This is a genomic window from Burkholderia sp. Se-20373, assembly GCF_017104705.1.
In the GTDB taxonomy this organism is placed as follows: Bacteria; Pseudomonadota; Gammaproteobacteria; order Burkholderiales; family Burkholderiaceae; genus Burkholderia.
Genome location: NZ_JAAGPH010000036.1, coordinates 1 through 23,031 on the forward strand (window position 1 = coordinate 1; position 23,031 = coordinate 23,031).

Genomic DNA, 23,031 nt, shown 5'->3' on the forward strand with positions numbered 1-23,031 from the left:
TGCTGTCGGCCGGCGCGGCGGTGGCGTGCGGCGCCGGCAGGCAGCGGGTCGCGGGCACCGCGCTCAGGTGCCGGTGGCCGGCCGCCGTGAACGCTTCGCAGATCGTGCGGAACCACGCGCGATCGACGACGGCCAGCACGCGGCGCCCGTCGGGCAGCGCGTCCGGATCGAGCGCGATATGGCAGCCGAGCGGATCCTGGATCAGCTGATCCTCGACGATGTTGGGCAGCGCCTGGCGCAGCTTCGGTCCCTTCAGCGGCGGCACGGTCGCGGCCAGCAGCAGCACGTCGCGCGCGGCGACGATCAGCACGGTCGCATTCGCGCGCGGCAGCAGCGCAAGCGCGGCGCGGCCGGCGCGCTGCACGTGGCCGGCCTTGTCGACGAGCGTGAACGGCAGCTCGGGCCACTGCCATTCCTGCAACGGCACGGCAGGCTCGCGCGGCGGCAAAGAAACAATCAACGTGCTCACAAGAGCTCCTCTCCCGATTGGCGTCGTTATAGCTGGTCGCGAATGCGCACGACCCGTGTCGAGTGCGTGGTCGGATCACGATACACGAGCGAGGTGCGATCAACCTCCGCCCGGTCATGCTGGATCCGGCCATGCACGATGAAATAGCTCGAATTGACGTCGATGACGCTCGAGTCGGGCGTCACGTTCGGCGGCGCACCGGCGCCGCGCAGCGCGAGCTGCACGTCGCCGACGTTGCGGAAAAACACGGTCTCGCGGCGCGACACGAGCGCCTGCGCGGACGACACGCTCATCCCCGGCATCAGCGCCGCGATCACCTCGGCCGGCGCCGTGTTCATGTTCACGGGCGTCGTGGTCGGCAGCACGGTGACGAACGGGCGCAGCCGCGCGACCATCTCGGGCGTCACGCCGTCGACGTCGAGCAGGCTGTCGACGCCCGTCATCATCAGCGGCGCGGGCCCGCGATCGCCGCCCGTCATGCCGGGATCGTCGGTGAAGCCGCCGCCGCCTTGCTGATCGGTCGTCACCGGCGCGGTGACCGGCGGCGCCGTGCCGCCGCCCGGCAGCGTCGGCATCTGGAAACGCGTCGCCGAATTCAGCAGGCTCGCGCGCACCTGGAGCGCGATGCGCTTCGCGAACGCGCCGTCGTAGCCGAGCGTCGTCAGCAGGCGCTGGAACGCCTGGACCTGCGTGACGTTCAACTGCAGCACGCCGGGCGCCGGCGATGCCACGAGGTTGCGCAGGTTGAACTTCGCCTGCGCGTCCTCGATCGAGCCGGAGAGATAGGTGTCTTCGCCGCCGGCGTCGTTGGGCGCACCGATCCGGCCGAGGAAGTCCGACAGTTTCGTCTTCGCGATCGGCACGCCCCAGATGCCGCCGAGATACGTGATGCCGGGCGCCGTGTCGCCTTCGGAACGCAGGATCATCCGCGTCCAGTCGAGCGCGCCGCGCGCGACCCACTGCGCCTGCGCGATCACGCGCTGGTTCTCGATCCGGCGGATCTGCACCTGCTGGCGCCACAGCATCCCCGAGACGAGGATCGCCGACAGCGCGACGACCAGCAGCGCGGTGATGATCGCCGCGCCGCGCTGGCGGCCGCGTGCCCGTGCGTGACCGGCAGCACGGGCGGCAAGCAATGAGCGGTGAGGGCGCGCGCGCATCGTCATTCCCCGACGAGGAAGATGCGCGTGACCGGCACACGCAGCGACGTCGCGCCGATGCTGACCTGCAGCCCCGTCACCGCGCGTGCGGGCGGCGCGTTGCCGATCTGCGGCACCTTGAGCGCATCGTTGTTCTGCGCGAGCGCGTCGTTGGCCGTCTGCAGGTTGGTGGTCCAGCCCACGCGCGGCACGTACAGCTTCGCGTCGATCGCGCCGACGCCGCCCATCAGCGCGACCCAGCTCCAGCCTTCGACGCTGCTGTCCTTCAGCATGGTGCGCAGCCGGTTCGCGTCGTCGATCGGCGGCGATGCATAGCGCACGACGCGCCCGCCGGCGATCCGGTAGCGCACCACCTGCAGCCGCGGCGCGACGCCCGGCACCTCGAGTTCGCGGACGATCTGCAGCGTGTTGCCTGCCACGCCGATCGCCGGCTGGCCGGCCTCGTCGTCGGTCGCGGCGAGCCGCGCGTCGATGCGCATCTGGTCGAACATCTGCGCGAACACGCGCTCGTCTTCCATCGCGGCCGCGACCTTGTCGCGACCGCGCATGATCTGGTCGAGCCCGCGCCACGCGAGGATCGCGACCACCGCGAGGATCGCGATCGCGATCATCAGCTCGATCAGCGTGAAGCCGCGGGCGGGGCGGGCGAGCGGGCGTCGCATCGGCGCGTCAGAGCGGACGGCTGGTTTCATTCGCGACCACCGTCACCATTTGCGCGAGCACGCCGGTGTGCCCGGGCATGCTCACCGAAATCCTCACGCGCCGGAACACCGGGTTGGGCGTGGTGCTCACGCGCTGCGTGCAGACGAGCTGCACGTTGCCTTGCGAGCAGTCGAAACTCTGTTCGCCGATCTCCGGCCACGCATGCGTGAGCCGCATCTGCGCGAGCGCGTTGTCGGCGCTCCAGCCGGCGAGCAGGCGGCGATGAAGGTCGGACGCGTTGTTCGCCATCGTGCCGACAGCACGGATCGACGCGGCGAGCGCGACCGCGATGATCGCGAGTGCGACCAGCACCTCGATCATCGTGAAACCGCGCGATGAGGAAACAGAAGAGGGCAGGCGACGACGCATCGTCATTGCACCTCGTAGCGGCCGTTGCCGGTGCCGACGATCGTCGCGCTGCCGACCGCCGAATGCAGCGTCACGCGCACCGGCGTGTCGATGCTCTCGGTACCGAACACGACGCGATTCGCATGCATGTCGGACCCCGGATAGTCGATGTCGGCGCCCGTGACGCCACCGTCCCAGTCGCGCGGGCGCAGCAGGTCGTCGCGTAGCGTGCGCCAGCCGTCGGGCGAACTCACGTCGAAACGGAAGCCGTGCGCGGTCGGCTGCCACGCGATCGGCCGGGCACGCACCTGCGCTTCGTCGCCGGCCGTCTCGAACAGCAGCGCGATGCGCTGCGCTTCCTCGCGCAGGTCGGTGCGCGGATTGCGCGTGAGCGACAGCGACGCGAGCGACACGAGCAGCCCCGCGATCACGAGCACGACCAGCATTTCGAGCAGCGTGAAGCCGCGCGTGCGATGACGCCGCGCGCCGTGCTTCGCTTGCCCGCCGTCGGCACGCACCGGCGCGGTCGAAGCCGCGCCGCGACGCACACGGCAATCGCGGCCGCAGCGGAAGGTCGTGCGAGTGGCGAGCATGAGGAAGGGAACGAAGCGTCGGGCCGGTCAGTGAGCGCTTATTGCCACGAACCGATGTCGGTGTCGTTGCCTTCGCCGCCTTCCTTGCCGTCGGCGCCGTAGCTGAACACGTCGATCTCGCCGTGCACGCCCGGGTTCAGGTACTTGTAGCCGTTACCCCACGGATCGTTCGGCAGGCGCTCGAGATAGCCGCCGTCCTTCCAGTTGTTCGGGATCGGATCGGTGGACGGCTTCTGGATCAGCGCGTTCAGGCCCTGCTCCTGGGTCGGGTAGCGGCCGTTGTCGAGACGGTACAGCTTGAGCGCCTGCATGATCGTGCCGATGTCCTGCTTCGCGGCGATGCGGCGTGCCTCGTCCGGGCGGCTCATGATCTTCGGCACGATGAGCGCCGCCAGGATCCCGAGGATCGCGACCACCACCATGATCTCGATCAGCGTGAAACCGCGCTGGCGACGCACGGCCGCGTTGCGGCGAGTGATCCACGTTTGCATGACTGACTACCTCTTTCCAAAAAATGTCGTTGGTCGGGTGACGCACCCGGCGCACCGGACGATTGCCTGACGGCAACCTTCCGAACCCGCGGGCGCGGAGCACGCATTGTAAGGCGCGCATTGCCGAGGGCTTTCACCCAACGCAAATTTCATATACATCCGTACAATAGCGCGCATGAACGCGCTCTCGATCCGGATCCTCTCCCTAGCCCTCTTCGCGGGTTTGTGCGCGACGGCCACCTACTGGGTCGTCACGCTGTCCGCCCGCGAAGCGCCGCTGCCCGCCGCCGCCGCGCGGCTGCCGATCCGCACCGAGGACGCCGCGGCGCTCTTCGGCGGTCAGCTCGACAAGAATGCCGTGCAGGACATCCACCTGTTCGGCATCCTCGCGCTCGACCACGGCGGCGCCGCGATCATCGGTGTCGGTGGCGAACCGCCGCGTGCCGTGTCGCTCGGCGCGGACGTCACGTCCGGCGCGAAGCTCGCCGAAGTCCGCCCCCGCTCGATCATCGTCGAGCGCAACGGCGCCCGCACCGAAGTCCAGCTGCCCGCCAACACGCCGTCCCCGGCGATCTACGTGCGCTGAAGCCGAAGGCGACGGCCCGACCCGCGGTCAGGCCGTCACTGCACCATGTTGTTCAGTTCGATGATCGGCAGCATCACGGCCAGCACGATCACGAGCACGATGCCCCCCATCGCCAGGATCAGCAGCGGCTCGAGCAGGCTCGTCAGGAACATCGTGCGACGCTCGAGCTCGCGCGCTTCACCTTCGGCCGCGCGATCCAGCATCGTCGTCACGTCACCCGTCGCTTCACCGGAACGGATCAGGTGCACGAGCACCGGCGGAAACGTCTTCACGTTGTTCAGCGCGCGCGACAGCGCGGAGCCTTCGCGCACGCGCACGATCGCGTCGTCGATGTTCGCGCGCATCGCACGGTTCGACAGCGTCTCGCCGGCCGCCTGCAACGCGCGCAGGATCGGCACGCCCGCCGCGGTGAGAATGCCGAGCGTGCTCGCGAAGCGCACCGTGTTGTAGCCGCGCACGAGCTTGCCCGCGAGCGGTGCGGTGAGCACCCAGCGGTCGAACGCGAGGCGCGGCCCGTCGCGCGACAGCGTCGACTTCACGAACCACACGATCAGCACGACGGCGATCAGGATCGCCCACCACCAGTGCCGCACGAAATCCGACAGCGCCATCATCACGATCGTCAGCACGGGCAGCTGCTGCTTCGTGCTCGCGAACACGTTGACGACCTGCGGCACGACGTAGCTCAGCAGGAACGTGACGATGCCGAAGGCGATCAGCGTGACGATCCCCGGATACGTGAACGCCAGCAGGATCTTCTGCTTCAGCGCGTTGCTCTGCTCGATGTAGTCGGCCAGGCGCGACAGCACGATGCCGAGCTTGCCGGTGTGCTCGCCCGCGGCGACGAGCGCGCGATAGATTTCCGGGAAGTCGCGCGGATGCTGGCCCAGCGCATTCGCGAGCGAGTGGCCGCCGAGCACCTCGGCGCGGATCGCGGCCATCAGTTCGCGGATGTAGTCGCGCTCGGCCTGCTCGGTCAGCACGCCGAGCGCCTCGTCGAGCGGCAGCCCGGCGATCAGCAGGCTCGCGAGCTGGCGTGTGAGGATCGCCTGTTCGCGCTGCGACAGCTTGCGGCCGAACGCGAGCCGCTGCGACCGCGCCCCGCGCGTCGCGCTGGCGGCCGGCTCGACGACGAGCGGCGTGAGCCCCTGCGTACGCAGCTGGCCGCGCGCGGCGCGTGCGCTGTCGGCATCGATGACGCCTTTCTGCGCGCGTCCCGCCGAATCGATTGCTTCGAAACGGAATGCCGGCATCGCGCTATGCGCCTCCCGTCACGCGCAGCACTTCCTCGAGCGACGTCGCGCCCGACGCGAGCCAGCGCTCGGCGTCGTCGCGCAGCGTGCGCATCCCTTCCGCCCGGCCGGCAGCGAGAATCTCCGCATCGGCCGCGTTGCGGTGGATCAGCGAGCGGATCGACTCGTCGACCAGCAGCAGTTCGTACACACCGCGCCGGCCCGAATATCCCGAGTGCCCGCACTTGTCGCAGCCGACCGGATGCCACACGGTGCGGCCTTCTTCCTGGCGTTCTTCCTTGCAGACGGGGCAGAGCTGCCGCACCAGCCGCTGCGCGAGCACGCCGAGCAGCGACGACGCGAGCAGGTAGGGCTCGACGCCCATGTCGGTCAGGCGCGTGACGGCCGAGGCCGCGTCGTTCGTGTGCAGCGTCGCGAGCACGAGGTGGCCCGTCAGCGACGCCTGCACCGCGATCTGCGCGGTTTCGAGGTCACGGATTTCGCCGATCATGATCACGTCCGGATCCTGGCGCAGGATCGAGCGCAGCGCACGGGCAAAGGTCATCCCGATCCGCTCGTTCACCTGCGTCTGGCCGATGCCGCCGAGGTCGTATTCGATCGGGTCCTCGACGGTCATGATGTTCGTCGTCGCGGTTTCGAGCCGCGACATCGACGCATACAGCGTGGTCGTCTTGCCCGAACCCGTCGGGCCCGTGACGAGCACGATGCCGTGCGGGCGCGCGATCAGCTTGTCGAATTGCACGAGCGTGTCGCGGCCCATCCCGAGCGCCTCGAGGTTCAGGCGCTGCGCATCCTTTTCCAGCAGACGCAGCACCGCGCGCTCGCCGTGCCCGGTCGGCAGCGTCGACACCCGCACGTCGACCGGCCGGCCGCCGACGCGCAGCGTGATGCGGCCGTCCTGCGGCAGGCGCTTCTCGGCGATGTCGAGCTGCGCCATGATCTTGATCCGCGAGATCAGCGCGCCGTGCAGCGCCTTCTTCGGCCGCACGACGTCGCGCAGCGTGCCGTCGACGCGAAAGCGCACGACCGACGCGTTCTCGAACGGCTCGATGTGGATGTCCGACGCCTGTTCGCGCGCCGCTTGCGTGAGCAGCGCGTTGATCATCCGGATGATCGGCGCGTCGTCTTCCGATTCGAGCAGATCCTCGACTTCGGGGATGTCCTGCATCAGCCGCGACAGGTCGACTTCGCCCTCGACTTCGCCGACCACCTGCGCGGCGCTGCCGTCCTGGCGTGCGTACGCATGGTTGATCGCCTGCGCGAGCTCGTCGGCCGGCACGCGATGCACGGCGATCGAGCCGAAGTTGCGCGCGATTTCCGCGAGCGCGGCGTCGCTCGTGCGTTCGCTGATCCACACCTCGAGCGTGTCGTCGAGCTGATGCGCGATCAGCACCTGGCCGCTCTTCGCGAAGCCGTACGGCAACAGTCGCGCGGCGAGCGGCGACGGCGGCTGCCGTTCGCCCGGCGCGCCGCCGTGGGTGGAAGAGGCGTGCACGTCGCTCACTGCGACGCTCCCGGCGTGGCCGTCAGCGGCTGTTGCGGCACGGCTTGCTGCGGCACGCTCTGCGGCTGCGCGGGCGTCGCCTCCGGCAACGGCTGGGCCGGCACCGGCGCCACCTGGCGCTGCAGCTGCTGGCGACGCATCTTGTCGAGGTCGAACAGGTTGCCCGCGGCCGTGCCGCCCTGGCTCGGGCCGATCGGCATCGGCGGGACGACCGGATCGTCCTTGTCGCGGATCACGTTGTTGTCCGACTTGTACGCACCCGTCACGCCCTGGATGTAGTCGTAGCGGTTGGACGTGACTTCCTGCGCGGTACTGCGATCGGAGATGATCACCGGGCGCAGGAACACCATCAAGTTGGTTTTCTGGCGCACCTTCGATTCGGAGCGGAACAGCTGGCCGATCCACGGGATGTCGCCGAGCAGCGGCACCTTGCTGTTCGACACCTGGTAGTTGTCCTGCATCAAGCCGCCGAGCACGATGATCTCGCCGTTGTCCGCGAGGATCGTCGACTGGATCGAGCGCTTCGTGAAGGTCGGGCCGGTCTGCGCATTCGTCGTGCCGCTGACGACCGCCGAATCTTCCGTGTAGAGCTGCAGCTTCAGGATCCCGCCGTCGGTGATCTGCGGCTTCACGTGCAGCGTCAGGCCGACGTCGCGGCGATCGTAGGTATTGAACGCATTGCTCGTCGTGCCGCTCGTCAGGTTCGAATACGAGCCGGTCGCGATCGGCACGTTCTGGCCGACGACGATCTTCGCTTCCTCGTTGTCGAGCGTCACCAGGTTCGGCGTCGACAGCACGTTCGCGTCGCTCACGCCCGCGAAATACTGCAGCAGCGCACCGAGCCCCTGCACGCCGAACATGTTGTGCAGCCAGCCGATGTTGAGCCCCTGGCTCAGCGCCCCGAGATTGTTGGCCAGCCCGCCGCCGGAGATGCCGCCGGCGGCGTTGGTCACGCCGCCCGCCGTCAGGTTGATGATGCTGTTGCCCAGGCCCAGCCCGGGGTTCAGGTTCGTGCCGCCGAGGAACTGGCCGCTCGCCACCTGCCACTGGATGCCGAGGTTGCCCTGCGTCGTCGAGTTCAGCTCGACGATCAGCGCCTCGATATAGACCTGCGCGCGCCGCGCATCGAGCTGGTCGATCACCGAGCGCAGGTTCCGGTAAACCGGATCCGACGCGGTGATGATCAGCGAGTTGGTCGCCGCGTCGGCCTGGATCATCCCGCCGGGCTGGTTGTCGTCGCCCTTGTCCTTGTCGCCGCCGAGCAGGCCGCCGCTGCCGAGCCCGCCGCTGCCGGACGTGCCGCCGTACGACGACGAGGACGACGAGCCGCCGAGGCCGCCCGACGGCAGCGGCGGCGTGCCGGAGGTACCGGTCGAGAAGTTGCCGCTCGATGACGAGCCGCCGTTCTGGTTGAAGCTGTTCGCATCGTTGGACGATGCCGACGAGCCGCTGTCGCTGCCGCTCCCCTTGCCGAGCATCCCGCGCAGCGTCTTCGCGAGCTTCACCGCATCGGCGTTGCGCAGCGGCACGACGTGCATATTGCCGGGCACCGCGCTCGGTGCGTCGAGCTGCTGCACGAGCCGCTTCGCGGCCGCGAGGCGCGACGCGCTCGACGCGCGCAGCATCAGCGAGTTGGTGCGCGGGTCGGCCGTGACCGACACCTTCAGCGTCGCATCGCTGTTGCCGATCGCGCCCGGGTCGAGCATCTTCTGCAGCTGCGCGGCGAGGTCGATCGCGTTCGCGTTGCGCAGCGGAACGACCTGCACCTGCGCGCCCGCGGCGCTGTCCACGCCGGCGATGATCTGCGCGATGCGCCGCACGTTGTCCGCGTAGTCGGTCACGACGATCGTGTTGTTCGCCGGGTAGGCGGTGACCGTGTTGTTCGGCGAGATCAGCGGCCGCAGCACGGGCAGCAGGTTGTTCGCCGATTCGTTGTGCAGCTCGAACACCTGCGTGATCACCTGGTCGCCGCGCGCCTGCGGCGCATTGCCGACATAGGTCGGCACGCCCTGCAGTTTCGCGTCGGCCTCGGGCACGACCTTCAGCACGCCGTGATCCTGCACGAGTGCGAAGCCCTGCATGCGCAGCGCCGACTGCAGCGTCTTCAGCGCCTGGTCTTCCGGCACCGGCCGTTCGGCCACGAGGTTGAGCTGCCCCTTCACACGAGGGTCGACGATGATGGTCTTGCCGGTTGCGGCGCCGATCGCCTTGGCGACCTGGTCGATATCCGCATTCACGAAATTGAGTGTGACCTGAGCGTAGGCGGCCTGCGAGACGATGATGCCGGCGACGATCAGGGTCGTGGCGACACGCCGCATAACGAAGCGATTTCTTGTCATGGATGAATGGGTCGATGCCGGCTCAGGCCACTTCCGGCGGTAGTGCTGGGATCCAAGTCCGAAAGAGGCGACATTAGCAGTTTTTCATGTCCGAAATATCACATTGATCCGAGGACTGTCTCACATACGACATGTGTCCGGCGAATCGTATGCAATCTGTAAGATTCGGCATTATTCTCGGCACGCGGCCATCGCCTCCGTTTTCACGATGAACCGACACGGAAATGCGGTATAACCGGGCGGCGGTATTCCTGTATGTCGCGAGCTGACTGACTGTCGGTATGATACGGGCGGCACGATTCTCGTCGCACGAATAACAGGCACGGGTTTTCCCGACCCTCACGCATTTTCTTGTCGATTTCGCACCATGAACAGACGGTTCGTTTCGATCGTGTTGATCGCCGCCGGCGGGTGTTTCGCCAGCGCGAACGCTCGCGCGGACTGTTTCGACGAGGCCGCTAAATATCAGCAGGTCAATCCGCTGATCCTGCGCGCGATCGCGTGGCAGGAATCGCGCAACCGGCCCGGCGCGCTGAACAAGAACACGAACGGCTCGGTCGACTACGGCCTGATGCAGATCAATTCGATCCACCTGCCGACGCTGTCGCGCTATGGAATCGGCCGCGACACGCTGATGGAGCCGTGCAAGAACGTCTATATCGCCGCGTGGCATCTCAAGCAGAAGATGAACCGTTACGGCAACACGTGGCAGGCGGTCGGCGCCTATCACTCGGAAACCCCGTCGCTGCGCGACAAGTATGCACGGCAGATCGCCGGCATCCTGACGCAATGGAAGCTGCTGCCGCCCGTGCAGTGACGCCGCGCCGCAGCGCGGCCCGACGCGGTACCGGCCGGCCGGCGCGCGTTTGATGCACAATGCGGATCTCACGCCGCAATTTCGCCCGTCCGCGGGCCGATCGCGCCCCGGAAGGGCGTCGCGGCCGCTTTTTCAATTTTTCCGTTGGTGCATATCGCTATGAATCCGGCAATGAACCAGCCGTTGCCCGTCACCGTGCTGTCCGGCTTCCTCGGCGCCGGCAAGACCACGCTGCTCAATCACATCCTCGCGAACCGCGCGGGCCTGAAAGTCGCCGTGATCGTCAACGATCTCGCGGCGGTCAACATCGATGCGTCGCTCGTGCGCGACGCGCAGGCGCTGTCGCACGTCGAGGAACGCCTCGTCGAGATGTCGAACGGCTGCATCTGCTGCACGCTGCGCGACGACCTGCTCGTCGAGATCCGCACGCTTGCGTCCGAAGGGCGCTTCGACGCGATCATGATCGAATCGACCGGCATCGCGGAGCCGATGCCGATCGCCGAAACCTTCACGTTCGTCGACGATGACGGCACGTCGCTGTCGACCATCGCGCGGCTCGACACGCTCGTCACCGTGGTCGACGCGTACAACTTCCTGCGCGACTACGGCTCGGACGATGCGCTCGCGACGCGCGGCATCGCCGCATCGGAAGAGGACGACCGCACGCTCGTCGAGCTGCTGATCGAGCAGATCGAATTCTGCGACGTGCTGGTGATCAACAAGGCCGACCTCGTCGCCGCGGACGACCTTGCCCGCCTGCAGCACATCCTCGCGCGACTCAACCCGCGCGCGCACCAGGTCGTGTCGACGTTCGGCAACGTGCCGCTCGACGAAGTGCTGAACACGGGCCGCTTCGATTTCGACGAGGCCGCGAACGCACCGGGCTGGCTCGCGTCGCTCGATCACGATCACACGCATTGCGACGACCCCGACTGCCATGACGAACATCATGCGCACGTGCACGGCGAAGCCGACGAATTCGGGATCGGCAATTTTGTTTACCGCGCGCGCCGGCCGTTCCATCCGGCGCGACTCTGGGCGCTGCTGCATCAGGAGTGGCCGGGCGTGCTGCGCAGCAAGGGCTTCTTCTGGCTCGCGACGCGCAACGACATCGCGGGTTCGCTGTCGCAGGCGGGCGGCGTATGCCGGCACGGCCCGGCGGGGCTTTGGTGGGCGGCGCAGGATCGTGCCGAATGGCCGGACGACGACGAGCTGCTCGGTGAAATCCGCGCCGAATGGCACGGCGACATCGACGATCGCGCAGTGGGCGATCGCCGGCAGGAACTCGTGCTGATCGGCATCGCGCTCGACGCGGATGCCTGGCGCGCGAAGCTCGATGCGTGCCTGCTGACCGATGCGGAATTCGCGCTCGGCGCGGCCGGTTGGCACGGGTTCGACGATCCGTTCCCGGCGTGGGATGTCGATTCGCACGACGATGACGATCACGGCGACACGCAGATCGTGCACGCGTAACGCGTTGTAAAAACAACCGTTAAATCTTGCAAGAGGGGCGCGGACTGTGGCGAAAATGCTGCGCGCGCCCAACAAAAAACCCGCCGAAAGGCGGGTTTTTCTTGGAACAGGCGCTGGTTTAACGCTTGTTGACGGCGTCCTTGAACGCCTTGCCAGCCGTGAACTTGACCGTCTTGGCTGCCGGGATCTTGATGGTTTCGCCGGTCTTCGGGTTGCGGCCCGTACGTGCTGCGCGCTTGCCCGAACCGAAGCTGCCGAAGCCGATCAGCTGAACCGCATCACCCTTCGACACGGCCTTCTTGATGACTTCGAGCAGCGTGTCCAGCGTTTCGCCGGTTTGAGCCTTGCTGGCGCCCGTTTGGGCGGCGACGGCGTCGATCAGTTCCTGTTTGTTCATTAAGGTTCCTTTATCAGGTTAGGTTGACACGAACAGCGCGAACGCGCCGATTATACGTGCGCGAACCGTGCCGTCGAGAGTCAGACTCCGACGACACAGCGCCGAATCCTGGCCCGCGCGACGCGCCCTCCGGTGAGCCGGTGGCCACCCCGCGGTACGGCGTTGCTATGATAGCGCAGCGCAAACCCAATAACGACAAGGGTTTCAAAGATTTTCATCGGTATTTCGCCGAATGAATCATCGACTGCCCGTTTTTTGACCAGCGCCAACCGGACAGGATACGCAGCGCGGTCCGCCCGTGCGCCGCGCCGTTGGCTTTTTCCAACGACCGGTCGGACGGCCCCGCGCAATCCCTTGCCAGGCTTGGCTGCCACGTTTTTTGTTTCGCATGACCGACCGACTTGTTCCCGCCACGCTCGCGCTTCGCGACGACGGCACGCTCGTCTCGCCCGAGTTCGGCGATCTCCATCGCGGCGCGTCAGGCGCGCTCGCGCATCGCGTGTTCGTCGCGGGCAACGGGCTGCCGGCGCGCTGGCAGGGCCGCCGCACGTTCACGATCGTGGCGACCGGATTCGGCGCGGGCGGCAGCTTTCTCGCGGCCTGGGCCGCCTGGCGCGACGATCCCGCGCGCTGCGAGCGGCTGCATTTCGTCGCAGTCGAACCGCATCCGTTCTCTCGCGACGACCTGCGCCGCGCAGCTTCGCATATCGTTGCGCACACAACCATATCGGCGGATGTCGATGCACTTGCCGACGCGTGGCCGATGCGCGTGCCGGGCCTTCATCGGCTCGAATTCGACGACGGGCGCGTGGTGCTCACGCTGGCGTTCGGCGATGCGATCGACATGCTGGGGAAGATCGTCGCGCGCGCCGATGCGTTCTGTCTCGACGGCCTCGCATCATCGAACGACGCGAATCTCCCATCGGCCGACGTGGTCCGCGCGCTCTCGAAAATCGCCGGCGAACACGCCACCTTTGCAGCGCATGCGCGTTCGGACGCGTTGAAACACGCACTCGACAAATCGGGTTTCACGTATCGCGAGGTCGACGATCTGCTCGTCGGCGAATATGCGCCGCGCTGGCGCGCGCGCCGGCACGAGCCGCCGCTCGCACTGCCCGTTGCGACGCGCCGTGCGATCGTGATCGGCGCGGGGCTGGCGGGCTGCGCGGTCGTCGAACGCCTGGCCGCGCGCGGCTGGGAAGTCACGCTGATCGAGCGGCACGAGCGGATCGCGAGCGACGCGTCGGGCAATCCGGCCGGTGTATTCCATCCGCTGATGACACGCGACGACAACGTCGCGAGCCGGCTCACACGCGGCGGCTTCCTGCACGCGATCGCACGCTGGCAGGCACTCGAACGCGCAGGCCACGCATTCGCGCGCAGCACGCACGGGATGATCCATCTCGCCGAATCGGCCGGCGACTTCGAGCGGATGCGCGACGCATTCGATGCGTTCGGTGCGCCGTCCGACTATGTCTCGCTGCTCGACGTCGAGGCCGCGCGCGCGCATCTGAAGCTGCCGGTCGCGCAGGGCGGCCTGCTGTTTCCGCACGGCGGCGCCGTCTGGCCGGCCGGCCTGTGCGCGGCCCAATATGCGGCGGCCGGCGAGCGCGTACGCTTGCTTGCGTCCACCCGCGTTGCCAAGCTCGAACGGCGGGGTGACGCCTGGCATGCACTCGACGATGCGGGCGGCACGCTGGCAGAAGCGCCCGTCGTCGTGCTCGCGAATGCGGGCGATGCCGCGCGTCTCGCCGGGCTGCGGCATGTCGCGCTGCAGCCGGTGCGCGGCCAGCTCACGCTGCTGCCGGCGGGCAGCACGGCACCGCTGCCGTGCCCGACGATCGGCGACGGTTACGCGGTGCCGCTCGACGACGGCACGCTGCTGATCGGCGCGACGTTCGAACCCGACGACGTCGATCCCGCGATGCGTGCGGCCGGCCACCTCGAAAACATCGAGCGCGTACGGCATCTGCTACCGGGCCTGATCGGCGACCTGCCGGATCCCGACACGCTGCGCGGCCGCGTTGCGTTCCGCTGGGTCGTCGGCGACCGCCTGCCGCTGCTCGGCCCGCTCGCGGACGAAGCAGGCGCCATCGCCCATGCCCGCGCGCTGAGCGGTGCGCAGGCGCGCGACCTGCCGCGCATGCCCGGGCTTTACGGCGCATTCGGCTTCGGCTCGCGCGGCCTCGTATGGGCGGCGCTCGGCGCGGAACTGATCGCCTCGCAACTCGAAGGCGAGCCTTGGCCGCTCGAACGTGAACTTGCCGATGCCGTCGACCCCGCACGCTTCCTGATCCGCGCATTGCGCGCGCGCCGCGTCGGCCAGGCCGGCTGACCGCTCGGCCGAGCCGCTCACAGCTTCCCGACTTTTTCGCGCAAGGTTATCCACTCGACGCTGTGGATAACCGCGCGAAATCCGCGCGCACTTCGTGTGTAATCACAGTGGACGTAAACTGGGCAACTCGGCACAGCTGTGAGGCGGCCCAAAAGTTGCTCAACTCAAACCTCTGTGCACGAACAGTCTGTGCAACGGGTTATGGGTTCTGCAACACCTTGATCTGTCGACGTAAACCGAAGTTATCCACAGAACTGTGCGCCCTTTGTTAACTTCTACTACGTATATATACAAGTAAACCTTTGAAACCAAAGACCTGGGGTGTCGCACAGCGCCGCGAGTCGATTCAATGGGTTCCAGACCGAAAAAGCTGTGGCACAATCGGTTTCCTTCGCGTTCATCCGGCCAGGCGCCGGACATGCTTCAATGGAACGGTCGGCACGATTTCGAATCTGAATCTTCGAGACTGCGCAGTCCGTTCACACACCAGGCCGACAATCCAGATCGGCAACCTGAACGACTTTCCGCCCTGTGGTGGAAAAGGCGGATCCCATGTCCCGCCGTCGTCGACACAACAATCACATTCGGGGCGATACCCAGCCGGCGCGCATCCATTTCTGACGCTTGACCCCGCGTCGCTGGCGGTCGCTTCCAAAGGAGAAGTCACCACGATGAAGTCGGCGTTCTCATTCCTGCCCAACTGGCCGCTCACGCCGGATGCCGTGTTCTGGGCCGGACTCGCGTTGTTCGCGGCCGGCCTGTGTGGCGAGCTTTGCTATCGCGCATGGCGTCTGCCCCGCATCACCGGCTATGCGGTGATCGGTCTCATCGCCGGGTCGTTCGGCTTCGGCGTGATCGATGCCAGCACCGACGAAACATCCCGGTTGCTGATCGACGTCGCGCTCGGCCTCTTGCTGTTCGAGCTCGGCAGCCGTCTCGACCTGCGCTGGATCCGGCGCAATCCGTGGCTCGTCGCGTCGAGCCTCGCCGAAGCCACGCTGACGTTCGTGCTGGTGCTGTTCGTGATGCTCGCGCTCGGGGTGTCGGGGATGGTCGCGTTGGTGCTGTCGGCGATCGCGATCGCGACGTCGCCATCGATGGTGATCCAGCTGAAGACCGAACTGCGCGCGGAAGGGCAGGTGTCGCAACGCCTCATCACGCTCACCGCGCTCAACAGCGTCTATGCGATCGTGCTGACCAAGCTCGTGACGAGCTGGCTCCACCAGGAAGCGTACGGCAACGTTTTCGCGACGATCCTGCAGCCGCTCTACCTGCTCGCGGGGTCGTTCATCGTCGCGTATGTCGTCGCGCGTTCGTGCAACTACCTGTTCCGCCACATGACCGCGACGATGCGCGACGAGCATTCGTTCGTCGCGTTGTTCGGGCTCGTGATGCTCGCGATCGCCGTCGCCCAGGCGCTGAAGCTGTCGACGCTGCTCACGCTGCTGCTCGCCGGCATCATCGTGAAGAACCTCGAGGCGCGCCCGCAACTGTGGCCCGAGCACTTCGGCACGGCCGGCTGGCTGCTGACGGTGACGCTGTTCGTGCTCACGCTCACGTCGTTCACGTGGGGCGACATCGCGCTCGGCGGGTTGCTCGCGATCGTGCTGATCGTCACGCGGCTCGTTGCGAAGCTGGCCGGCGTCGTCGCGTTCGCGAAGCCGAGCGGCATCGGCATGAAGCAGGGCATCGCGCTCGGCATCGCGCTCACGCCGATGTCCGCGCTGTCGTACCTGCTCGTCGACGACACCTACCAGCTCTATCCGAATTTCGACCCGCACCTGCGCGCGATCGTGATGTGCACGATCGTGATCCTGCAGCTCGTCAGCCCGTTCATCGTGTACCGCTGCCTGTCGGCGGTCGGTGAACGCAGCGACGGCAACTGATTCCGGAACCTGCCATGGCACTCGAAACCTTCGTCAATTCCGAGCCGTTTACGTTCGGCGTCGAACTGGAGATCCAGGTCGTCAACACGCACAACTACGACCTGACCAAAGCGGCCTCCGACCTGATGCGCCTGATCCAGGGCGAGACCTTCCCGGGCAACATCACGCCGGAAATCACCGAGAGCATGATCGAGCTGTCGACCGGCATCTGCCATTCGCACGAGCAGGCGGTGAGCGAGCTGCATGCGATCCGCGACGTGCTGGTGAAGGCGGCCGACCAGCTCAACGTCGGCCTGGCCGGCGGCGGCACGCATGCGTTCCAGCAATGGAGCGACCGGCAGATCTACGACGCGCCGCGCTTCCAGTACATCTCCGAGCTGTACGGCTATCTCGCGAAGCAGTTCACCGTGTTCGGCCAGCACGTGCACATCGGCTGCCCCGATCCCGACAGCGCGCTGTTCCTGCTGCACTCGATGTCGCGCTTCATTCCGCACTTCATCGCGCTGTCCGCGTCGTCGCCGTTCGTGCAGAACGTCGACACCGGCTTCCATTCGGCACGCCTGAATTCGGTGTTCGCGTTCCCGCTGTCGGGCCGCGCGCCGTTCGTGCTGACCTGGGACAGCTTCGAGGAATACTTCACGAAGATGGTGAACACCGGCGTCGTCAACTCGATGAAGGACTTCTACTGGGACATCCGGCCGAAGCCCGGCTACGGGACGATCGAGGTGCGCGTGATGGACACGCCGCTGTCGGTCGACCGCGCGGCGGCGATCGCCTGCTACATCCAGACGCTCGCGCGCTACCTGCTGACCGACCGGCCGCTGAAGCTGTCCGAGGACGACTACCTCGTCTACACGTTCAACCGTTTCGAGGCATGCCGCTTCGGGCTCGAGGGCACCTGCGTGAATCCTCAGACGGGTGAGCGCCGCACGATCGCCGAAGACATCCTCGACACGCTCGACCGGATCGCGCCGCACGCGGCCGCGCTCGGTTCGCGCGCGGCGCTCGACGAGATCGGCGCGCTCGCGCAGGCGCGCGTGAACGACGCATCGTGGTTGAGAACCGTTTTCAAACAGGAAAAATCGCTCAATGAGACGGTCCGCCAGCAGTGCTTACGTTGGCGCGAGTGAAAAAATGTTTTGCAGATTACGGGGTCGACCGAGTCGCGATTCACTGAACGGCCGGCGCCCCGGATTGGCGCCGAAATCGTTGCCGGTTGTCCTGAAAATCTGTGGATAACTTGACATTCCGCTGCAAAGTCAACGATCTGTGCGCGGGATAACCCGGTGGATCATTGCGGTTGGCCCGATGGCCGATCCGAACAGGAAAATGCCCTGGCGCACCGTTCGGCGGTCGTTCGGCATTGCTGGCACAACGAAAAATCCTGGTTATCCAGTGATTTTCCACAGAATGAAGGGGATAACTTAGCTGTGCGATTTTCCGCTCTCGCTTAGAATGTCGGCTTTGCGGACACCGGAACGTCGAGTGTCTTACCGGTCGCCGCGAACGCGACCGCCGCGTGTGCCCTCGCGACGGCCGTGCTGACATACTCGCAAGAGGATGTCTGTTTTGAGATAGACATTCGATCTCCACACTACGGCCGCTCGGCAAACCGGGCGGCGGCAAAGCGAAAAGACTATGAGCGAAGGCGTTTACGGGAATCAGGCTTCGGGACGTGTGACCCACAGCCTGCTGCGGTTGAGTACGGCCATGCGAAGCCAGGCATGGGATTGGGCGGAAGGCGCAGGCCTCACGCCGACGCAGGGCGAGATTCTCGTGCTGCTGCTGCAGCGCAAGGGCCCGATGCGGCTCGGCGAGATCGCGCGCGAGACGCAGCTGACCGCGGCGACCACGAGCGACGCGGTGAGCACGCTCGAAACGAAGGGTCTCGTCGAGAAGCGCCGTGCGCTGGACGACGGCCGCGCACTGGCCGTGCGCCTGTCGGCCCGTGGCCGGACGGCCGCGAAGAAGGCGCTGCAATGGCCTGAATTCCTGACGAAAGCGGTCGGCAAGCTCGGCGCGGACGAGCAGGGCGCACTGTATCGCGCACTGCTGAAGACGCTGCGCGAACTGCAGGTGGCCGGTGCGACGCCGCCGCAGCGCATGTGCTTGACGTGCGCTCACTTCCAGCCGGGCAAGCTGTCGAAGAAGACCGTGCATCACTGCGCGGCGCTCGACATCTCGATGTTCGACAGCGATCTGCGTCTCGACTGCTCGGTGCAGGAAGAGGCCGACGCGGCGACGCAGAAGAAGACCTGGAAGATTTTCGCCAGCTGACGTCCGTCGATCGACCGGGAGGCCGATGATGAACGCTGAAGTCGTGGCGATCCGCCACGTGCATTTCGAGGATCTCGGGAGCTTCGAGCAGGTGCTCGGCGAACGGGGCCGGCGGGTGCGCTACGTCGACGTCGGGTCGTCGCGGGTCGAGGTGCTCGACGTGCTCGAGCCGTCGCTCCTCGTCGTGCTCGGCGGGCCCCTCAGCGTGTACGACGATGCACAGTATCCGACGATCGCGCCGCTCGCGGCGCTCGTGCGCAAGCGCATCGACGCCGGGTTGCCGATCCTCGGGATCTGTCTCGGTTCGCAGTTCATCGCCCGGGCGCTCGGTGCGCGCGTCTATCCGGCTGCCCAGCACGAACTCGGCTGGACGCCGCTGACGCTCACCGATGCCGGTCGCGCGTCGCCGCTGCGCCATCTCGATGGTGCGGCGACGTCGATGCTGCACTGGCATGGCGACACGTTCGACCTGCCGGGCGGGGCGATTCATCTTGCCTCGACCCCGGCCTGCCGTCACCAGGCATTCGCCTGGGGCCGGCACGTGCTGGCGCTGCAATGCCATCCGGAAATCCGCACCGATCGTTTCGAGCCGTGGCTGATCGCGAACGCCGGCGAAATCGCGGCGACGCCCGGCATCGACGCGCGCCAGTTGCGCGCCGATACCGCGCGGCACGGCCCCGCGCTCGAGGCGGCCGCGCGACGCATGTTCGCGGAGTGGCTCGACAGCGTCGGACTCTGACGCCGCCAGCGGCGGCGCCGCTTGTCGCGAACGGGATGCCCGGCCCGCATGTGTTGCAGGCCGGCGCATCGCCGTATGCGCCGCCTTTTCTCCATTGCCGGCAACCTGCCGCGCGCCGTACCTGACCATCCGCTTACTGCCGGACGCGCCATCTGCACGCTGGCTGCCTGCGTGCTACGCTCGTTCGCTCTTTCCCTTCCTGGCGAGCGGCTTCCATGACTGCGCTGTTTTCCCCGTTCACGCTGCGTGGCGTGACCCTTCCGAACCGGATCGTGATCTCCCCGATGTGCCAATATTCAGCCGAACGCGGTGAAGCGACCGACTGGCACATGATTCACCTCGGCCATCTCGCCCTGTCGGGCGCGGGGCTGCTCTGCATCGAGGCGACCGCGGTGGAACCCGACGGGCGCATCACGCATGGCGACCTCGGCCTCTGGGACGACGCGACCGAAGCCGCGTTGAAGCCCGTGCTGGCCGCGATCCGCAAGCATTCGCCGGTCCGCATCGCGATGCAGTTGTCGCATGCGGGGCGCAAGGCGTCGAGCAACGTGCCGTGGCAGGGCGGTCGGCTCGTGTCCGTCGCCGACGGCGGCTGGTTGCCGCACGCGCCGTCGGCCGTGCCGCACAAGGATGGCGAGACGCCGCCGCTCGCACTGGATGCCGCGGGCCTGAACCGGATCCGCGAAGCGTTCGCGGCGTCGGCGAAGCGGGCCGCACGGCTCGGCATCGACGCGATCGAGGTGCACGCGGCTCACGGTTACCTGCTGCACCAGTTCCTGTCGCCGCTCGCGAACCAGCGCACCGACGAATACGGCGGCTCGCTCGAAAACCGCATGCGCTTTCCGCTCGAGATCTTCGAGATCGTGCGCGCGGCGTTTCCGGAAGACCGGCCGGTCGGTGTGCGCGTGTCCGCGACCGACTGGGTCGAAGGCGGCTGGGAGCTCGACGATACGATCGCGTTCGCGCACGAACTGAAGCGCCGCGGCTGCGACTGGATCGACGTGTCGTCCGGCGGCGTGTCGCCGCTGCAGAAGATTCCGCTGTCGCCCGGCTACCAGGTGCCGTTCGCGCAGGCCGTGAAGCGTGCGGTCGGCATGCCGACGATCGCCGTCGGCCTGATCAACGAGCCCGCGCACGCGAACCGGCTCATCGAGGCCGGCGATGCCGATTTCGTCGCGATGGCGCGTGCGATGCTGTACGACCCGCGCTGGCCGTGGCACGCGGCGGCCGAGCTCGGCGCGCAGGTGACGGCGCCGCCGCAATACTGGCGCTCGCAGCCGCGCGAGCACAAGGCGTTGTTCGGCGACATCGCGTTCGGCCAGCGTTGAGCACCGCGCGCGCAATATTGCGCGTGATGTTGAACGAAGCAATCGTGAACGTGTAGGATGCGGGTGATTCGCCGCATGCCCCGACGCGGCACCCACCGGTGCCGCGTTTTCGTTTTGCGCGGCGCCAGGCCCTGACCACGGCCGTCTTCCATTCAAGTCGTCTTCACAAGGATTCGTTCGATGAGTTCACGCAGGATCGCGGTGCGCCGCTCGGGAGTACACGGCAAGGGCGTGTTCGCCGTGGCGCCGATCAAGGCCGGCGAACGCGTAGTGGAATACAAGGGCGAGCGAATTTCGTGGAAGGAGGCGCTGCGCCGCCACCCGCACGACCCGAGCGAACCGAACCATACGTTCTACTTCGCACTGGACGAGGGCGGCGTGATCGACGGCAAGATCGACGGCAACAGCGCGCGCTGGATCAACCACTCGTGCGCGCCGAACTGCGAAGCCGAGGAAGTCAAAGGCCGCGTGTACATCCACGCGCTGCGCGACATCGGGCCGGAAGAGGAACTGTTCTACGACTACGGCCTCGTGATCGACGCGAAGCTGACGAAGACGCTCAAGCGCGAGTACGCGTGCCATTGCGGCGCGGCCTCGTGCCGCGGCACGCTGCTCGCGACGACCGACGAAGGCGGCAAGAAGAAAAAGAAGAAGGACAAGAAGGACGGCAAGTCCGAGTCCCGGTCGAAGGACAAGAAAAGCAAGAAGTGACGCAGGCGGCGGCGCATCGTGCGCTGCCGCTGTCGTTTCAGCGGATGGCTGCCGCATCGTGCAGCCGTGCTTTCCGCCTACCTCATCCGGCGCGCGGCCCGATCAGCGGCCGCCCGCCGCAAGTCCGTCAGTTCCTTAATGCGTCGACGCCGCGGCCGGTGTTTCGCTGGCCGGCTTCTCGGTGTGCGCAACCAGCGGCACCCGCACCACGAAGCGCGAGCCGCCTTCCGATGCATCCTCGTACGAGACGGTGCCGCCGTGCATCGCGATGATGTCGTGCACGATCGCGAGGCCGAGCCCGGCGCCCGTCTCGACGCCGTTGCCGCTTTGCGCGTCGCCGCGGAAGAAGCGCTTGAACAGGTCGGCCTGCTGGTTGGCGGGCACGCCGGGGCCGTTGTCCTCGACGACGATCTCGGCGGCCGGCTGGCCGTCCTCGAGTGCGCCACGCGCGACGTTCACCGTGATCCGTGCGCCGTCCGGCCGCGCGAGCGGAACGTACTTCAGCGCATTGTCGAGCAGGTTCGCGATCACCTCGCGCAACAGCACCGGGTTGCCGCGCACGACCAGCTTCTCGTCGTCCCCCCGATCGTCGGTGCGCTGGAAGCCGAGGTCGACGTGCGACGCAAGCGCGCGCGGCACCCACTCGGCACCCGTTTCGAACGCCATCGCCGCGAGGTCGACGTCGACGAATCGCGCAGCCTGTTCGCCGGGCTCCGCACGGGCGAGCGACAGCAACTGGTTGGACAGCCGCACCGCGCGGTCGGCGGCGGCGCGCAGTTCGCGCACCGCGGCGAAGGTCTGGTGCGGGTCGCGCGCGACGGCTGCCTGCTCCGCGTGCAGCTTCACGGCGGTGAGCGGCGTGCGCAACTGGTGCGCGGCATCGGCGATGAACTTGCGCTGCGCGTCGAGCGCGGTTTTCAGGCGGCCGAGCAGCGCGTTCATCGCGCTCGTCAGCGGCCGGATTTCCAGCGGCACCTCGGTTTCGTCGACCGGTTCCAGCGACGTGTGGGTCTGCCGGTTCAGCGAATCGGCCAGGTGCGTGAGCGGGCCGAGCTGCTGGTTCACGACGCGCCATACGATGCCCCAGCCCGCGAGCAGCAGCAGCAGCAGCGGCATCATGATCGCGACGAGGAATTCGGCCGCGATCCGGTAGCGGTGCCGCACCGGCTGCGCGACCTCGACGACCATCGGCTTGCCGCCGTCGACGTCGTCGACGCGCACCTGCGCCACCCGCACCGCGCGGTTGTCGTATTCGGCCTCGAACACGTACGCGTGGTGCATGCGGCGCACGTTGATCCCCTGCAGCGGCAGCTTGGGATCGCCGGCGAGTTCCTGTTCGCCGTCGCTGATCCGGTAGATCAGCGCTTCGGCGGGATCGGAGAACATCGCCTGCGCGAGCGGCGGCACCGTGAACGGCGCGTCGGGGCCGGCGATCTGGATCTGTTTGGAGATGGCGGTCGCGAGATCGGCGAGCGAGCGGTCGATCACGTGCTGCGTGTATTGCCACGCGAGCCAGTAGGCGATCAGGCCGCTCATCAGCGCGAGCATCGACAGCGGGGCGGCGAGGCGCCGAAGCAGCGAGCGGCGCAGGCTGGTGGTCACAGCCGGATCAGGAGACATTTC

Annotated in this window: 21 protein-coding genes; 10 read left to right on the forward strand and 11 right to left on the reverse strand. The window is 67.1% G+C overall.

Features of this window, described 5'->3' with window-relative positions; genetic code table 11:
- From gspL to gspG, 6 genes are all read right to left on the reverse strand, one after another.
- Positions 1–469 (reverse strand): type II secretion system protein GspL (gene gspL, locus G3N96_RS14610; RefSeq protein ID WP_346778893.1); only part of this gene is annotated, 469 nt, incomplete at its 3' end.
- 26 nt (positions 470–495) lie between these two features.
- A complete protein-coding gene (gene gspK, locus G3N96_RS14615) occupies positions 496–1,629 on the reverse strand; it encodes a type II secretion system minor pseudopilin GspK (RefSeq protein ID WP_124582158.1) in 1,134 nt (377 codons plus the stop codon).
- 2 nt (positions 1,630–1,631) lie between these two features.
- Positions 1,632–2,321: a prepilin-type N-terminal cleavage/methylation domain-containing protein gene (locus G3N96_RS14620; protein ID WP_124582160.1), complete on the reverse strand. Its 690-nt coding sequence runs from the start codon at positions 2,319–2,321 to the stop codon at positions 1,632–1,634.
- Positions 2,299–2,700, reverse strand: coding sequence for a type II secretion system minor pseudopilin GspI (gene gspI / locus G3N96_RS14625; protein ID WP_011350481.1), 402 nt, complete (start codon positions 2,698–2,700; stop codon positions 2,299–2,301). Before gspI ends, G3N96_RS14620 begins: the two co-directional genes overlap by 23 nt.
- A 2-nt stretch (positions 2,701–2,702) precedes the next feature.
- Positions 2,703–3,272: a GspH/FimT family pseudopilin gene (locus G3N96_RS14630; protein WP_124582162.1), complete on the reverse strand. Its 570-nt coding sequence runs from the start codon at positions 3,270–3,272 to the stop codon at positions 2,703–2,705.
- 38 nt (positions 3,273–3,310) lie between these two features.
- Positions 3,311–3,763, reverse strand: coding sequence for a type II secretion system major pseudopilin GspG (gene gspG, locus G3N96_RS14635; protein WP_085041255.1), 453 nt, complete (start codon positions 3,761–3,763; stop codon positions 3,311–3,313).
- 175 nt (positions 3,764–3,938) lie between these two features.
- Here gspG and G3N96_RS14640 point away from each other — a divergent pair, with 175 nt between their 5' ends.
- Positions 3,939–4,349 carry a type II secretion system protein N gene (locus G3N96_RS14640; RefSeq protein ID WP_039351532.1) on the forward strand — a complete coding sequence of 137 codons (411 nt, stop codon included), beginning with the start codon at positions 3,939–3,941 and terminating at the stop codon, positions 4,347–4,349.
- Between the two features lie 35 nt (positions 4,350–4,384).
- Here G3N96_RS14640 and gspF read toward each other — a convergent pair whose 3' ends face one another.
- The 3 genes from gspF to gspD are packed head-to-tail and all read right to left on the reverse strand — an operon-like array spanning position 4,385 to position 9,445.
- Positions 4,385–5,602 carry a type II secretion system inner membrane protein GspF gene (gspF, locus tag G3N96_RS14645; RefSeq protein ID WP_039351519.1) on the reverse strand — a complete coding sequence of 406 codons (1,218 nt, stop codon included), beginning with the start codon at positions 5,600–5,602 and terminating at the stop codon, positions 4,385–4,387.
- Positions 5,603–5,606: 4 nt separating this feature from the next.
- Complete coding sequence (gene gspE / locus G3N96_RS14650) at positions 5,607–7,106, reverse strand: type II secretion system ATPase GspE (protein WP_124582164.1); 1,500 nt, start codon at positions 7,104–7,106, stop codon at positions 5,607–5,609.
- Entirely contained in the window at positions 7,103–9,445 is a 2,343-nt protein-coding gene (gene gspD / locus G3N96_RS14655) for a type II secretion system secretin GspD (protein ID WP_206137633.1), read from the reverse strand. Before gspD ends, gspE begins: the two co-directional genes overlap by 4 nt.
- Positions 9,446–9,812: 367 nt before the next feature.
- Here gspD and G3N96_RS14660 point away from each other — a divergent pair, with 367 nt between their 5' ends.
- The gene (locus tag G3N96_RS14660; RefSeq protein WP_089483164.1) at positions 9,813–10,262 is read left to right on the forward strand and encodes a lytic transglycosylase domain-containing protein; all 450 of its coding nucleotides are present in this window, start codon (positions 9,813–9,815) and stop codon (positions 10,260–10,262) included.
- Between the two features lie 159 nt (positions 10,263–10,421).
- Complete coding sequence (locus G3N96_RS14665; RefSeq protein WP_124582168.1) at positions 10,422–11,735, forward strand: GTP-binding protein; 1,314 nt, start codon at positions 10,422–10,424, stop codon at positions 11,733–11,735.
- A 118-nt stretch (positions 11,736–11,853) separates the two neighbouring features.
- Here G3N96_RS14665 and G3N96_RS14670 read toward each other — a convergent pair whose 3' ends face one another.
- Positions 11,854–12,132 (reverse strand): HU family DNA-binding protein, encoded by a 279-nt coding sequence (locus G3N96_RS14670; protein ID WP_006401505.1) that lies wholly within the window; start codon positions 12,130–12,132, stop codon positions 11,854–11,856.
- Positions 12,133–12,520: 388 nt separating this feature from the next.
- On the opposite strand from G3N96_RS14670, the gene mnmC reads away from it, so the two are divergent.
- The 7 genes from mnmC to G3N96_RS14705 all read left to right on the forward strand — a co-directional run bounded on the left by mnmC (position 12,521) and on the right by G3N96_RS14705 (position 21,408).
- Complete coding sequence (mnmC, locus tag G3N96_RS14675) at positions 12,521–14,467, forward strand: bifunctional tRNA (5-methylaminomethyl-2-thiouridine)(34)-methyltransferase MnmD/FAD-dependent 5-carboxymethylaminomethyl-2-thiouridine(34) oxidoreductase MnmC (RefSeq protein WP_206137634.1); 1,947 nt, start codon at positions 12,521–12,523, stop codon at positions 14,465–14,467.
- A gap of 671 nt (positions 14,468–15,138) precedes the next feature.
- Entirely contained in the window at positions 15,139–16,353 is a 1,215-nt protein-coding gene (locus tag G3N96_RS14680) for a cation:proton antiporter (protein WP_124582174.1), read from the forward strand.
- A gap of 14 nt (positions 16,354–16,367) precedes the next feature.
- Positions 16,368–17,483 (forward strand): YbdK family carboxylate-amine ligase, encoded by a 1,116-nt coding sequence (locus G3N96_RS14685; protein ID WP_021160413.1) that lies wholly within the window; start codon positions 16,368–16,370, stop codon positions 17,481–17,483.
- Positions 17,484–17,991: 508 nt separating this feature from the next.
- A complete protein-coding gene (locus tag G3N96_RS14690) occupies positions 17,992–18,630 on the forward strand; it encodes a MarR family winged helix-turn-helix transcriptional regulator (protein ID WP_206137635.1) in 639 nt (212 codons plus the stop codon).
- A gap of 28 nt (positions 18,631–18,658) precedes the next feature.
- Positions 18,659–19,369: a glutamine amidotransferase gene (locus G3N96_RS14695; RefSeq protein WP_206137636.1), complete on the forward strand. Its 711-nt coding sequence runs from the start codon at positions 18,659–18,661 to the stop codon at positions 19,367–19,369.
- Positions 19,370–19,584: 215 nt separating this feature from the next.
- On the forward strand, positions 19,585–20,697 hold the full coding sequence (locus G3N96_RS14700; RefSeq protein ID WP_206137637.1) for an NADH:flavin oxidoreductase/NADH oxidase: 1,113 nt from the start codon (positions 19,585–19,587) through the stop codon (positions 20,695–20,697).
- A gap of 180 nt (positions 20,698–20,877) precedes the next feature.
- Complete coding sequence (locus tag G3N96_RS14705; RefSeq protein WP_124582180.1) at positions 20,878–21,408, forward strand: SET domain-containing protein-lysine N-methyltransferase; 531 nt, start codon at positions 20,878–20,880, stop codon at positions 21,406–21,408.
- A gap of 135 nt (positions 21,409–21,543) precedes the next feature.
- Here G3N96_RS14705 and G3N96_RS14710 read toward each other — a convergent pair whose 3' ends face one another.
- Entirely contained in the window at positions 21,544–23,028 is a 1,485-nt protein-coding gene (locus G3N96_RS14710; RefSeq protein ID WP_206137638.1) for a sensor histidine kinase, read from the reverse strand.
- Between the last annotated feature and the right edge of the window lie 3 nt (positions 23,029–23,031).